General features: G+C 30.7%; 12 protein-coding genes and 1 pseudogene. 9 read left to right on the top strand and 4 right to left on the bottom strand.

What is annotated here, in order from left to right:
* Nucleotides 1-128: 128 nt before the first annotated feature.
* Complete coding sequence (locus ELQ12_RS03820) at nt 129-254, bottom strand: hypothetical protein (protein ID WP_002854718.1); 126 nt, start codon at nt 252-254, stop codon at nt 129-131.
* 122 nt (nt 255-376) lie between these two features.
* Here ELQ12_RS03820 and ELQ12_RS03815 point away from each other — a divergent pair, with 122 nt between their 5' ends.
* From ELQ12_RS03815 to ELQ12_RS03790, 6 genes are all read left to right on the top strand, one after another.
* On the top strand, nt 377-1162 hold the full coding sequence (locus ELQ12_RS03815) for a sulfite exporter TauE/SafE family protein (protein ID WP_070243295.1): 786 nt from the start codon (nt 377-379) through the stop codon (nt 1160-1162).
* 73 nt (nt 1163-1235) lie between these two features.
* Entirely contained in the window at nt 1236-4058 is a 2823-nt protein-coding gene (gene uvrA, locus ELQ12_RS03810; protein WP_070243296.1) for an excinuclease ABC subunit UvrA, read from the top strand.
* 1 nt (nt 4059) lies between these two features.
* A complete protein-coding gene (locus ELQ12_RS03805) occupies nt 4060-4611 on the top strand; it encodes a hypothetical protein (protein WP_002870756.1) in 552 nt (183 codons plus the stop codon).
* A 19-nt stretch (nt 4612-4630) separates the two neighbouring features.
* Nucleotides 4631-5344, top strand: coding sequence for a hypothetical protein (locus ELQ12_RS03800; protein ID WP_002870755.1), 714 nt, complete (start codon nt 4631-4633; stop codon nt 5342-5344).
* Nucleotides 5325-5918, top strand: a complete 594-nt coding sequence (locus tag ELQ12_RS03795) for a hypothetical protein (protein ID WP_134264574.1) — start codon at nt 5325-5327, stop codon at nt 5916-5918. Before ELQ12_RS03800 ends, ELQ12_RS03795 begins: the two co-directional genes overlap by 20 nt.
* Nucleotides 5918-6361 (top strand): YqaA family protein, encoded by a 444-nt coding sequence (locus tag ELQ12_RS03790; RefSeq protein WP_002870753.1) that lies wholly within the window; start codon nt 5918-5920, stop codon nt 6359-6361. The genes ELQ12_RS03795 and ELQ12_RS03790 overlap by 1 nt, the downstream gene beginning before the upstream one ends.
* On the opposite strand, the gene ELQ12_RS03785 is transcribed toward ELQ12_RS03790, so the two are convergent.
* Together ELQ12_RS03785 and ELQ12_RS03780 are read right to left on the bottom strand one after the other, a co-directional pair.
* A complete protein-coding gene (locus ELQ12_RS03785; protein WP_070243298.1) occupies nt 6317-7324 on the bottom strand; it encodes a nucleoside hydrolase in 1008 nt (335 codons plus the stop codon). The two genes, ELQ12_RS03790 and ELQ12_RS03785, sit on opposite strands and share 45 nt — an antisense overlap.
* Nucleotides 7321-8682, bottom strand: a pseudogene (locus ELQ12_RS03780) (MFS transporter). Before ELQ12_RS03780 ends, ELQ12_RS03785 begins: the two are co-directional and overlap by 4 nt.
* Nucleotides 8683-8843: 161 nt before the next feature.
* Between ELQ12_RS03780 and polA the strand changes: the two are divergent.
* The 3 genes from polA to motB are packed head-to-tail and all read left to right on the top strand — an operon-like array spanning nt 8844 to nt 13022.
* Nucleotides 8844-11483, top strand: a complete 2640-nt coding sequence (gene polA / locus ELQ12_RS03775) for a DNA polymerase I (RefSeq protein ID WP_070243299.1) — start codon at nt 8844-8846, stop codon at nt 11481-11483.
* Nucleotides 11484-11499: 16 nt separating this feature from the next.
* The gene (gene motA, locus ELQ12_RS03770) at nt 11500-12276 is read left to right on the top strand and encodes a flagellar motor stator protein MotA (RefSeq protein ID WP_002854170.1); all 777 of its coding nucleotides are present in this window, start codon (nt 11500-11502) and stop codon (nt 12274-12276) included.
* A gap of 2 nt (nt 12277-12278) precedes the next feature.
* Nucleotides 12279-13022, top strand: coding sequence for a flagellar motor protein MotB (motB, locus tag ELQ12_RS03765; RefSeq protein WP_070243300.1), 744 nt, complete (start codon nt 12279-12281; stop codon nt 13020-13022).
* 5 nt (nt 13023-13027) lie between these two features.
* Here the strand turns inward: motB and flhB are convergent, their stop codons facing one another.
* Nucleotides 13028-14116, bottom strand: coding sequence for a flagellar biosynthesis protein FlhB (gene flhB, locus ELQ12_RS03760; RefSeq protein ID WP_070243301.1), 1089 nt, complete (start codon nt 14114-14116; stop codon nt 13028-13030).
* Between the last annotated feature and the right edge of the window lie 48 nt (nt 14117-14164).

Below are 14164 nucleotides of genomic sequence, written 5' to 3'. Positions count from 1 at the left end.
CTAAAGAAAAAATTTAGATAAAAAGAAGTTTAGAAACGCCAAGAGCGAAGAGTGTGTGTAAGTTTTAAAATCAAAGAATTACCAAAAAAATCATTTTCACTCATCTTTTACCTTTCTTATAAAATATTTCAAAAATTAAGACTTTTATGAAAATTTTTAAAGTCTAAGTTAATTTTAATCAATAAATATAAATTTTGCTTTAAATTTAAAATAAATATTATAAAATCTTTATATTTTATAATATTTTGAAACATTTTTACGATGCTTAAAGTTACCAAAAAAATATTCTATTGTTTTAAAAAACTAAGATAATACTTAGCTTAATAAGATAAAATTATTCCGTATTTGAAATATTTAATATTTTTTAGGAAAAGCTATGGAAATCACAGATTTACCTTATCTAATCATAGGAATCATTTCAGGTATTGCTTCTGGACTTTTTGGCATTGGTGGAGGTATGATTATCGTTCCTTCTATGTTCGCACTTGGAGCAAGCGCTCACCATGCTATCGGAATTTCAGTATTGCAAATGATTTTTGCAGCAGTTTTTGGCTCTTATATTAATTATAAGAAAAAAAATCTAAATCTTAAAGATGGTGTTATGATAGGTTTTGGAGGGCTCATAGGGGCAAGCTTTAGCGGAATGCTTTTAAAAGCTTTAAGCGATGTAGCTCTTACTAGCGTATTTTTGGCGGTAAGTTGTATATTTTTTATCAAATATGCTTTTGGAATTAAAGAAAACATTATGCAAATTCAAAGAAGCGTTTGGGTAAAGAATATCATTTTATTTATTGCTGGAGCTTTTACTGGTATTTTTGCTATTTCTTTGGGAATTGGTGGTGGACTTTTAATTGCTCCAATTTTAGCTTATTTTTTAGGCTATGATAGTAAAAAAGTTGTTTCCTTATCCTTGTTTTTTGTTATTTTTGCTTCAGTCTCTGGTATTATATCTTTTTCAAATTCTGGAGTTATAGACTCTGAAGTTATTCATAAAGGAATACTAGTAGGTATAGCTTCTATGGTTGGAGTTTTTATAGGAATTAAAATCATAGAAAAAATGCATATTTCAGCTCATAGAAAAATTTTACTTTGCGTATATGCCTTATCAATACTTGGAACCACCCACTCTTTGCTTAATAAGCTAAATCTTATAAATTTTTAACTTGGATTTATCCAAGTTCTTTTAATATTATTATGCTAAAATCTTAAATTTATTTTAATGTTTAGGAAAGACTATGAACGATACCATCAAAATCATTGGTGCAAGAGAAAATAACCTAAAAAATATCCACCTTGAAATTCCCAAAAACAAACTCATTGTTTTTACAGGACTGAGTGGAAGTGGAAAATCAACCCTTGCTTTTGGCACTCTTTATGCTGAAGGACAACGCCGTTATATAGAAAGTTTAAGTGCTTATGCCAGACAATTTTTAGATAAGGTAGGCAAACCTGATGTCGATAAAATCGAAGGTTTAACTCCAGCCATTGCTATAGATCAAAAAACTACTTCTAAAAATCCACGCTCTACTGTAGGAACCATCACTGAAATTTATGATTATCTAAGACTTTTATATGCAAGAGTTGGCATTCAACATTGTCATCAATGTGGACAAAAAATCTCATCTATGAGCGTAAGTGATATAGTCAGTGAAATTTTAAAATTTCCAAAAGGTGCAAAAATCATTATCTACGCTCCACTCATACGAGAAAAAAAAGGAACTTATTCAGATTTACTTGAAAATTTACGTAACAAAGGCTATGTAAGAGCTCAAATTGATGGAGTTTTAGTAAGGCTTGATGAAGAAATTGAACTGGCTAAAACCAAAAAACACACCATTAAACTTGTCATAGATAGGCTTGAAATTCAAGAAGATTTACTCTCTCGCCTTGCAAGCGATATAGAAAAAGGCTTACAAGAAAGCTTTGGAGAAATAGAAATAGAAGTTTTAAATCACGAAGAAATAAATCTTAATAAACACTATCATTTTAGCGAGCACTGCGCTTGTTTTGATTGTAAAATTTCTTTTGTTCCACTCGAGCCTTTAAGCTTTTCTTTTAATTCTCCAAAAGGAGCATGTGAAGCTTGCGATGGACTTGGAATTCGTTATACTTTAGATATGAAAAAAATCATCGATGAAAATTTAAGTCTCGAAAACGGTGCTGTTAAAATCATGTATGGTTTTAATAAAAGTTATTATTATAAATTCCTAATCGCCTTTTGCGAACAAAATGAAATTCCTATCAAAATACCTTTTATGCAATTAAGCGAAGAACAAAAACGCCTTGTATTGTATGGTAATGCCAAAACTATAGAATTTCTTTGGAAAAGAAATCGTCTAAAACGCACTTTTGAAGGCGTGGTTAAAATGGCTTATGAAATGCTAAAAGATGAAAAAGATTTAGCCGAATATATGAGTGAAAAAATTTGCAAAGACTGCGGTGGGCATCGTTTAAAACCCGAAAGTTTAGCCGTGAAAGTAGCCAAAAAAGGCTTGGGTGAAATTTTAGATATGAGCATAGAAGATAGTACGGCCTTTTTTGCAGATGAGAAAAATTTTTCTTATTTAAGCGAGCAACAAAAACTTATTTCTAAACCTATCCTAAAAGAAATCAACGAAAGATTGTTTTTCTTGTATGATGTGGGGCTAGGCTATCTTTCCTTAGGGCGCGATGCAAGAACGATTAGTGGGGGTGAAGCACAAAGAATCCGCATAGCTTCACAAATTGGCAGTGGTTTAAGCGGAGTGATGTATGTCTTAGATGAGCCTAGCATAGGACTTCATGAAAGAGATACTGCAAAACTGATTAAAACTTTAAGAAATTTACAACAAAAGGGCAATACCCTAATTGTCGTAGAACATGATAAAATGACTATAGAAGAAGCAGATTTTATTGTAGATATTGGTCCAAAAGCAGGAAAATTTGGGGGTGAGGTTGTATTTAGTGGAACTTATAAAGAACTTTTAAAAAGCAAAAGCGAAACTGCACTTTATATGAATGGTAAAAAGCGAATTTCACAGCTTAAAAATAGAGAGCAAAAAGAATGGCTAGAGCTTAAAAATGTAAATATTAACAATATCCAAGATTTAAGCGTAAAATTTCCTTTGCAAAATTTAGTCGCTATAACGGGAGTTTCAGGTTCTGGAAAAAGTTCTTTGATACTTCAAACCCTACTTCCTTTTGCGCAAGAGGAATTAAACCGTGCGAAAAAAGTTAAAAAACTTGGTGGAGTGCAAATAGAAGGACTTGAAAAACTTGATAAAGTCATTTATCTTGATCAAAGCCCAATTGGGCGCACACCACGTTCAAATCCTGCCACCTATACAGGCGCTATGGATGAAATCAGAAATCTTTTTGCCGCCACTAAAGAAGCCAAAATGCGTGGTTATAAAGCCGGACGCTTTTCTTTTAATGTCAAGGGTGGAAGATGTGAGAAATGTAGTGGAGATGGAGAAATCAAAATAGAAATGCATTTTTTACCTGATGTTATGGTAGTTTGCGATACTTGTCAGGGCAAACGCTACAATGATGCCACGCTAGAAATCAAATATAAGGGTAAAAATATCAGCGAAATTTTAAATATGAGTGTTTTAGAAGCGAGTGAATTTTTTACAGCCGTTCCTAAAATCAAACAAAAATTAGACACTCTAGTAAAAGTGGGCTTAGACTATCTAACCCTAGGACAAAATGCCACCACCTTAAGCGGGGGTGAAGCACAAAGAATCAAACTTGCTAAAGAACTAAGCCGTAGCGATACAGGAAAAACTCTTTATATACTTGATGAACCTACAACAGGACTACATTTTGAAGATGTCAATAAACTCATCTTAGTTTTACAACATTTGGTTGATCTTAAAAATTCTGTTTTTGTGATAGAACATAATTTAGATGTGATTAAAAATGCTGATTATATTATCGATATGGGGCCTGAAGGCGGAGTTAAAGGTGGAAAAGTTATAAGCACAGGAAGCGTGGAAAAAGTCGCTAAAGAGCATAAGAAAACAAAATCCTATACAGGATATTATTTAGATCTAGAGCTTAAAAACGCAAGGAGTTGAAATGACACACGAACAAAAAATTGCATTTTTTAAGATTAAAAGATTAAGTGTTTATATATTTTTCTGTGCTTTATATAATTTTTATTACTTTTTTTCTTATGAAGGGGTGACAAGTTCATATGAAGCTGGGAACGAAATTCTTTATATTGGCGGTATATTTTTATGCTTCTTTTCTTGTATTTACATAGTTCTTGCTTTTATTTTTATGGTGGTCAGAATTCATTTTTTATTTTCTTCTAATAAGATTTTAATTTATTTTTTGCTTGCCATTATAAACCTTGGTGCATCTTTTTTTCTTTTGGAAAATAAAATTTTATTTTTAGGGCTTTTAGCTTTATTTTTCGTTTTTTATTTTTTATTTTCACTTACCCTTGCTTTGCTTTTTAAAGAGGTGAAAATGTCTTTTTTATTTGCATTTTTGTGCATGCTTTTGGCATTTTTATCTTTTATATTTGTCTATAAATCAAGCCTTTTATTTCTTTTCCTTACTTTGCATTTTTTGAGTTTTGCTTATGCCTTTGAAAGGTATAAAATTTTAAAAAAGCTAGATTGAAATATTTTAAAGAAGAAAAGTGTCAAATTTAAACTTTCATCAAATGTTTGAAATTCGAAGACAAAATGATTTTAAAAGCGTTAAAAAGTTTGCTTGGATAGTTTTTATAAGTTTTTTACTTTCAATTTGTTTTTATTTTTTACCTATCGTTCTTGATTTTATCTATGATTTAAAATTGTATAATTTTGATTCTATCGCTAACATTCTAACTATAATTTTTTGTGTGATTTTTTTAATTTCTTATTCAATTATGATTTTAAAACTTTATTTTACAAGTAAAAGTAAAGTTTTGTTGATAAGTTTTTTTATAGGTGCAAGCACTCAATTTATCACTTTGTTTAACTTAATTCTTATTATGAGTGCTTCTTATCCTCTCAGTCAGATATCGCGTATTGCTCTATATAGCTTTTCTTTTTTATGTCTTATAGTAGCCATTTTTTGTACTTTTATATTTTTTAAAACACTAAGAGCTTTATGTGAAAATCAAATTTATTTTCTCTTATGTTTTATTTTTAAAAGTATGATTTTGATAATTGTTTTTATATTTATGTTTTTTTTAATTCATAGCAAGCCTTCACTTGCTTTAGCCATAACTTTGTTTATGTTTTTTTTCTTTACAGGTTTATTGTTTGTCATTTATTACGCCCTATTTGCTTTCGCACTTAGTAAAAACCAAAATATCAAATTTATCCCAAATTTAAAGCTTTTATCCAATGAAAAAGAAAATAATTAACTATAGTATTTTATTTGTTATCTTTTTAAGCCTAAGTCAAATCACCTTAGTTTTTGTTTTTAATCACTATTTAACCATTGATTATAGCCTTTATGAATTACCACCGCAAAACCTTCAAATGCTAAATTTAGCCGATCAAAAGCTTTATCTAAGAGAAAATTTGCATTTTTTAAATTCTATTTTAACTTTTTTACTGCTAATTTTATTTTGTTTTATACATTTATTTTATTTTTTTCTTTTTAGAAAAGAAAAATTGATATTTCCTTTGGCTTTTTGTTTTATTTATATAATGTTTGCTTGTTGTATTGATATGTATTTTCATCTAGAAAACGCTAACTTATGGCAATTTTTCATTTATTTAGCTTTTATTCTTTCTTTTATTTATATATTTCTTTTAGATAAATTTTTTCAAAGCCATCTTTTCAAAATTTATTTTATTTTTATCATTATAGGTGCTATTTTTTTAAGATTAGATCTTGGAAATTTAAATTTGTATTTTGAAATTATCAAATCTTTTTTATTTCCTATCCATCTTTTTATTTTGTTTATTTTAATGCGTAAAAAAGAGTTTTAATGTTTGATTTTTTATATAGTGATATAAGTTATTTAGGACTTTTTATAGTGTGTTTTCTTTCAAGCACACTATTACCCTTAGCAAGTGAAGCCTTTGTTTTAGGCTTTATAAAACTTGATTTTAATCCAAATTTGGTACTTATCGTAGCCACTTTGGGTAATACCTTAGGAAGTTTAAGTACTTATGCTTTAGCGTATTTTGGAAAAGAAAAAATTTTAGAAAAATACTTTAGCAAATCCTTGAAAAAATTAGAAAATTTCAATGCTAATTTTGCTAAATTTGGAAGTATATTTGCTTTTTTTACTTTTTTGCCTTTAGTAGGAGATCTTTTTGCCTTGGGACTTGGTTTTGCAAAATATTCTTTTTTAAAAACTATATTTTTTATCTTACTTGGAAAATTAAGTCGTTATGCTTTCATAATTTTCATAGCAAACTCCTTTTAAAAGCCTCATTTTTATCAACTCTAAAAGCTTTGCATTATTAACATTTTTTAAAATTTTAACACAATTTTTAGTGCTTAAATCCACCCCCATACTCATTTTTGGTTCTTTAAAACAACGCCAACTCATACCTCTTGCCAAAGAACTATCGCAAATAATATCAGCATAACACTCATCAAAATCTGCAATACTAGAATCTAGTGCGTAAGCTATCGTTAAAGCGTCATGTATCCAAGTTCCCTTTGTACCACGTGTTTTAGAGGCATAATCAATCCAAACACCTAAAGTTTCAACGATAAAATCACATAAAATATTCTTACCTTGCAACTCTTTTAAATCCTCGTGTGTTAATAAAGTCTGCATGGTTGCATTATAAGGTACAAGTGTAATTTTAGCTCTTGAATTTAGCACTATACTAGCCGCCTCAGGATCAAAACCAAAATTTGTATCTTTAGTGTAATAAGGCATATCAAAACTGCCTCCCATAATAAAAAGCTCTTTAAGATTTATATCAAAATCTTTAAAAATTTTCATAGCCATAGCGATATTTGTCAAAGGTCCTATCGCACAAATAGAAATTTCTTTAGGATTTTTACTCACTAACTCACCCATTTTAAAAATCGCATCAGGATTTATATTTTCTAAAATTTCAGGACTTTTTATATTTTCCCAAAGATATTCAAGTTTAAAATTTTTTACACTTTCATCAAGTCTTTGACGCCAAGCTTTACTTGATTCTTTTAAGGCTTCATTCGCTCCCAAATAAACGGGGATATTTAAATTTAAACATTTAAATAAATCCTTAGCCACACTATAGGCAACAAGGCTTGGAACATTACCGCAAACTGTGCTTAGCATTTCAAGTTTGATTTCTTTAGATGACAAAATCAAAGCAAGTGCTAAACCATCATCAGTATTTGCTCCTGCAATAGCATTGCCTATGTCCGTGTCTAAAATAAGTCTCATATCGCATCTTCTATTTTATTTAAATCTCTACCTCTAGTTTCTGGCGCAAAAAATGTAGTCACAAAACCTATACTTGCAGTTAATACAAAATATGTTGCAATAGGCCACCAAGTGCCATAATACGCAAGTAAAGCAGAAGCCACCATAGGCGCTGTTCCTCCTGAAAGAATAGAACCTAGCTCCTTAGCAAAAGCCATTTTTGTATAACGGTTTTTTACCCCAAAAAGCTCCACACCCCAAGCCGCTTGCACACCAAAAATCCCTAAAGATGCTAAAGACATACCTACAATAATAGTTAAAATCACAATAATTTCATTTTTACTATCTAAAAGTATAAAAGCAGGAAAAGCATAAATCATTAAAAGCAAACAAAACATTCTATAAGTAATACGTCTTCCAAATTTATCACTTAAATAACCCGCCAAAGGAATAACTAAAAACCCTACCAATGAAGCTATCATTACCGCTGTAGTAGCAACTGATTTGTCTAAAAGTAAAATTTTAGTCACATAACCTACAATAAAACCTTGCGCAAGATAAGAAGGTCCATTTTCGCCTATTCTTAAACCCACCATAGTCCAAAAAGCACGACTTCTTTGCCAAAAACTTCTTTCATCTTTTTTTTATATGCTTTTCGTTATTAAGACGCAATTTCATCATTTCATTTTTTTGCTTTTCAAAAACAGGGGTTTCTTTGACATGAAAACGAATATATACAGCAAAAAGAGCGATTAAAATACTTCCCATAAAAGGAACTCTCCAACCCCATTCTTTAAAACTTGCTTCATCCATTTGTACCATCAAAAGCCATACAAAAGACGCAAGCAAAGTTCCGCTATTTGATCCTAAAGCAATCACAGAAGAAACAAGCCCTCTTCTCTTGCTAGGAGCATATTCTCCAAGCATAACTGTTCCACCTGAAAGTTCAGCTCCTGCACCAAAACCCTGCATAAAACGTAATATAACCAAACAAATAGGCGCCCAAACACCAATTACTGCATAGCTTGGGATAAAACCTATAAGAGTAGTTGAAATTCCCATTAAAGCTATTGTAGCCATCATAACATTTTTCCTTCCATGTTTATCGCCTAAATAGCCAAAAAACAAAGCCCCAATAGGTCTTGCAATAAAACCTATGCCATAAGTTACAAAACTAAGCAAAAGTGCAATTACTGGAGTTTGCTCAGGAAAAAACACTTCTGAAAAATTGTTGCAGCTGCTAAACCATAAAGTGCAAAATCTGCATATTCCATAGCAGTTCCCAACCAGCAAGAAAAAACTGCCTTTTTAAAAACTTTCCTACCTTCAGGTGTGTTAAAATTCTTATCCGCAATTCCATCAATTTGCTGATTTGTCATTACATTATCCTTATATTTTAATATATTTTTTTATAAATAATTTGTAATTATGGCTAAAAATTGCAGTGTTTTTGCTTAAAGATCTTAAATTGTAGACATTTTAAGCAAAATTTTGAAATAATACAACTTAAAAATATATTTTATCAAAAGAAGAAATTATTATGAAAACTTTAACTATTATCGATACTTTTGGATTTTTTTTCAGACTTTACTACGCATTAAAAGGTTTTAAAAATTCACAAGGACAAGCTAGTGGAATGATTAGCGGTTTTGCAAATTTTATTTATAGCTTAAAAAATGAACATAAAAGTGATTATATTGTTTTTGCATTAGACTCCAAAGGAAAAACTTTTCGTAGCGAAATTGATCCAAACTATAAACAAAATCGCACTCCACCACCACCTGAACTTCTAGAACAAATTCCAATTTGCATAGAGATGATAGAAAAAATGGGTTTTATAAGCGTTTCTAGGGAAGGTTATGAAGCCGATGATATCATCGCTTCTTTTGTAAAAACTTGTGAAGATAGGGATATTTTTGTACGCATTATCACTCAAGATAAAGATCTTTATCAGCTCATAAAAGATGGCAAAACGAGCATTTATAGCCCTATTTCTAAAAACGACTATGATGAAGCAGCGTGTTTAGAAAAATACGGAGTAAAACCTCATCAAATCAGAGATTTTTTAGCTCTTTGCGGAGATAGTTCTGATAATATTCCAGGCGTTAAAGGTATAGGTGCAAAAGGGGCTAAAACCTTACTTGATGAATTTGGTAGCATAGAAGGAATTTATGGAAATTTAACTCTAATACGCAATGAAAGAAGTCGTAACTTGCTTTTAGAGGGTAAGGAAAATGCATTTTTAAGCAAAAAATTAGCCTCTTTGTATGAAAATTTAGAAGTGCAAGATCTTATAGAAAAAGCAACTTATCCTAATGAAGAACCTCTTTTAAAAATACTTGAAATTTTAGAACATTACGAACTTAATACTTTACTTAAAAAACTGCGTCAAAATCCTGATAATAAAGATAAAAATTTAGGTTTTAAAGCCACTTTAATACAAGATGAAAACAAACTTTTTGAAATTTTAAATACCCTTGATAAAGAAAGTATTATTGCTTTTGATACCGAAACCACAGGACTTGATACAAAAGAAGCAAAAATTGTTGGTTTTAGTTTTTGCATGAGTGAAAATGAAGCTTTTTACGTGCCTTTAACTCATAACTATCTTGGAGTAGGTGAGCAAATTTCATTGCAAAGTGCCAAAAAAGCTATAGAGCTAATCTTTAATCATTTTGTTATAGGACACAATCTCAAATATGATTTTAAAATCATTCAAAACAATTTTGGATTAAATTTACCTCAAAAATACGCAGATACAATGATTTTAGCATGGCTTAAAAATCCTTCTTTAAGAGTAAATATGGATGATTTAGCCTTAAGACTTTTTAATTATGAAACCTTACATTTTGAAAGCCTTGTTAAAAAAGGAGAAAATTTTGCAAGTGTAGAACTTGAAAAAGCTTGCAAATACGCCGCAGAAGATGCTTATATCACGTTAAGATTTTATCTTTATTTTTTAAAAAATCTTGAAACTCCTTTATTAGAACTTGCTAAAAACTGTGAATTTAATTTCATTAAAATCATTATGATGATGGAAGAAAATGGCATAAAGCTTGATACAAATGCACTTGAAGCCCTTATGAAAAAATTTGAAAATGAAATCAAAAATTTAAGTGAAGAAATTTATACTCTTTGTGAGGATAGATTTAACCTAAACTCACCTAAACAAGTAGGTGATATACTTTTTGAAAAACTTAAACTTCCAAGTGGAAAAAAAGGAAAAACAGGATATTCTACCGATGAAAAAGTTTTAAATGCACTTTTAGATAAACATCCTGTAATTGCCAAAATTTTAGATTATAGAGAACTTGCCAAACTTTATTCCACTTATTGCGAACCTTTGTTAAAACTAGCGTTAAAAGATGAAAATTCACGCATTTACTCAAGTTTTTTACAAACTGGAACTGCAACGGGTCGCCTTTCATCTAAAGATCCAAATTTGCAAAATATTCCTGCACACGGACAATACGCAAAAGATTATAAATCTTGCTTTGTAGCTAAAGATGGATTTAGTTTTATCTCTCTTGATTATTCTCAAATCGAACTGAGAATGCTTGCACATTTTAGCGAAGATGAAAAACTTTTAAATGCTTTTGCTAACGATGAAGATATACATGCAAGAACAGCTATAATGATTTTTGGAGAAAGCAATTATGAAACCAGAAGTGTTGCAAAAAGTATAAATTTTGGACTTATTTATGGCATGGGCTATAAAACTTTAAGTCAAAATTTAAAAATAGAAGCTCATTTAGCCAAATCTTATATAGAAAAATATTTTGAAAATTTTACTAGCATTAAAAAATATTTTGAAACAGTTAAAAACGAAGCTAAACAAAATGGTTTTATCACTACTTTAAACAGTCGCAAGCGTTATTTTGATTTTGAAAATGCAAAACCTATGCAAATTGCCATGTATGAAAGAGAAAGTATTAATTCAATCTTACAAGGCTCAGCAGCAGATGTAATTAAACTTGCTATGTTAGAAATCGATAAAGAATTAAATGAAGACAAAAAGCTTATTTTACAAATTCATGATGAATTAATTTTTGAAGTAAAAGATGATTTATGTGAAAATTTTGTAAAAAAAACTAGAGATATTATGGAAAATATAGTAAAATTAAAAGTAAAATTAAAAACAAGCTCAAGTATTGCCAAAAATTGGGGCGATTTAAAATAATCAAGGAGATATTTATATGGATCTTTCAACCATACTGGGAATGGTGCTTGCAGTTACTAGTATTTCAGTAGGAGATATACTAGAAGGTGGTAATCCTTTACATGTTGTGCATCTTTCTTCCTTTCTTATAGTTATGCCAACGGCTGCATTTTGTGCAATGACTTCTACACATAAAAAAATCGTAAAAGCAGCTTATAAAGAACTCAAAGTTGTCTTTAAAGGTTCTGGAGTAAATCTACCTGAAAGGATAGCCCAGTTAATAGAATTTGCCATTATTGCAAGAAGAGATGGGCTTTTAGCATTAGAATCAAGAACCAATGAGATTGAAAATGAATTTTTAAAAAATGCTATGATGATGCTTGTAGATGGTAAAAGCTTTGAAGAAATTCACGAAAGCATGGAAATACAAACCGAACAACTTGAAGAGCATTATAAAGAATGTGCAGAATATTGGATAGTATTTGGAGAAACTTGCCCTACCATGGGACTTGTTGGAGCGGTTTTTGGTCTTATTCTAGCTCTTAAATTGCTAGACAATCCCCAAGCAATGGCAGCGGGTATTTCAGGTGCTTTTACAGCTACGGTTACTGGGATTTTTGGTGCTTATGCGCTTTTTGCACCTTGGGGAAGAAAAATGAAAGCTAATGGAATGGATCTTGTAAAAGAGCAAATTGTCATCACTGAAGCCATAAAAGGAATTGCAGAAGGTGCGAATCCTAGAGATTTGGAAGCTAAGCTTTTTAATTTCTTAAGTCACGATGATCCAAAAATTTCACAATTTGACAAAGGTTAAAAATGGCCAAGAAACATAAATGTCCAGAATGTCCCGCAGGTGAAAAATGGGCTGTACCTTATGCAGACTTTCTAAGTTTGCTTTTGGCACTTTTTATTGCTCTTTGGGCAATTTCTAAAACAAATCCTGCTAAAGTAGAGGCTTTAAAAACCGAATTTGTTAAAATCTTTGATTATACCTCTACTCAAACAGTCAAAGAAGAGAGTAAAACTCAAGAAAAATACAAGGGTGCAGCAAAAGAAGAAAGCGATGAACTCAAATCGTTAAAACAAATGACTATGACACAGCAAGAAACCATCAAACGTCTTCAAGCGGCTCTAGATCAAAGCGACAATCAGATTGCTCTTAATCTTCCATCTAAAGTTGAATTTGAAAGAGGTAGTGCTCAAATCGTTTCAGCTGATATACAAGATTACTTAAAACGTATGGCTGAACTAACAACATATTTGCCACCTCAAGCAAAAATAGAAATTAGAGGCTATACAGACAATAGCGACTCTATTATAAGAAGTTATGAACTCGCCTACCAAAGAGCAGAAAATGTATTGAAATATTTTATAGAAGGTGGAGCAAATTTGAAAAATATTAGCATTAAAAGCTACGGGCTTAATAATCCCATCAATGGAAATCCGCAAGCCTTAGAAAATAATAGAGTAGAAATATATTTTAAAGTCGATACAGCAGATACAAGTACTCAAAAATCGGTTCTTGAGCTTATTAACAAAATAGGAACTAAAACACCTTAAAAGTTTTAGTTTCCTTTTTTTACTTGATCAGCTAAACGACTCTTATTATTTGTATTATAAACAAATCCTAGCACCTCAGCTACAGCTTTAAACATTTCCCTAGGAATAAGATCATTAACATCACAAGCTTTATAAAGCTCTCTTGCTAAAGGAGGATTTTCATAAACCACAACATTATTTTCATAGGCTACTTGTTTTATGCGAAGAGCGAGAAAATCCACTCCTTTGGCAACAACCCTAGGGGCTTGTTCTTTACTTGTATCATAACGAATAGCTACGGCATAATGCGTTGGGTTTGTGATCACCACATCCGCACCTGCAACATCTTGAACCATACGACGACGCGCAGCTTCCATTTGAAGTCTACGAATTCTACCTTTAACCTGAGGATCTCCTTCCATTTGTTTATACTCATCTTTTATTTCTTGTTTGCTCATACGCAAACCTTTAAAATACTGAAAACGCACCAAAAAAACATCTAAAACAGCAATAATTAAAAAAGCAACTATAACAATAGCTGCTAAAACAATAGCTCTGTCTCTTAGCCAAGTAAGCTGTGCAACCATAGTATAAAGCTCAACTCTTGGAAGCTCTTGCATAAATTTAAGTAAAACTATAAAAGCTATAGTAAAAACAATACCCACTTTTAAAATAATTTTTATACTTTCAACAATTTTTTTCAATGAAAAAAGGTTTTTTAAACCTTTTAGAGGATTGATTTTTCCTAAATTTGGCATAATAGGTTTAGTTGTAAAAATAAAACCAAATTGCATAATATTTCCCAAAACCCCAGCAATCATAATACTTAAAACAATAGGTGCAAGAATAATTAAAACCTCAAAAATGCTTTTAATCATAATGGCTTGAATAATACGCAAATCAAATTCAACACCAATAAAACTTTGATAGTATCTATATAAATTTACAATTCTCTCGCCCATAAAACTCATCATAAATAAAGTTATAGTTACTCCAATTATCAAAGTTACAATAGCTGCCGCATCTTGAGACTTTGGAACATTACCTTCTTTACGCGCATCTTCTATCTTTTTGGACGTGGGTTCTTCTGTTTTTTCTTGATCTTCGCCTGCCATATTTTAGCCTAAATAAAAATTTTAATATGTGTGTAAAATTATAGTAGA

Source organism: Campylobacter sp. US25a (genome assembly GCF_004379075.1).
GTDB classification, from domain to species: domain Bacteria; phylum Campylobacterota; class Campylobacteria; order Campylobacterales; family Campylobacteraceae; genus Campylobacter_D; species Campylobacter_D jejuni.
Note: the sequence above shows the minus strand (reverse complement) of the source record. Positions and strands in the feature narration are given on the sequence as shown.

Coding starts and splice junctions, on each gene's coding strand:
- ELQ12_RS03820 (WP_002854718.1), bottom strand. CDS start 254: ATGTTTCAAAATATTATAAAATATAAAGATTTTATAATATTTATTTTA.
- ELQ12_RS03815 (WP_070243295.1), top strand. CDS start 377: ATGGAAATCACAGATTTACCTTATCTAATCATAGGAATCATTTCAGGT.
- uvrA (WP_070243296.1), top strand. CDS start 1,236: ATGAACGATACCATCAAAATCATTGGTGCAAGAGAAAATAACCTAAAA.
- ELQ12_RS03805 (WP_002870756.1), top strand. CDS start 4,060: ATGACACACGAACAAAAAATTGCATTTTTTAAGATTAAAAGATTAAGT.
- ELQ12_RS03795 (WP_134264574.1), top strand. CDS start 5,325: ATGAAAAAGAAAATAATTAACTATAGTATTTTATTTGTTATCTTTTTA.
- ELQ12_RS03790 (WP_002870753.1), top strand. CDS start 5,918: ATGTTTGATTTTTTATATAGTGATATAAGTTATTTAGGACTTTTTATA.
- ELQ12_RS03785 (WP_070243298.1), bottom strand. CDS start 7,324: ATGAGACTTATTTTAGACACGGACATAGGCAATGCTATTGCAGGAGCA.
- polA (WP_070243299.1), top strand. CDS start 8,844: ATGAAAACTTTAACTATTATCGATACTTTTGGATTTTTTTTCAGACTT.
- motA (WP_002854170.1), top strand. CDS start 11,500: ATGGATCTTTCAACCATACTGGGAATGGTGCTTGCAGTTACTAGTATT.
- motB (WP_070243300.1), top strand. CDS start 12,279: ATGGCCAAGAAACATAAATGTCCAGAATGTCCCGCAGGTGAAAAATGG.
- flhB (WP_070243301.1), bottom strand. CDS start 14,116: ATGGCAGGCGAAGATCAAGAAAAAACAGAAGAACCCACGTCCAAAAAG.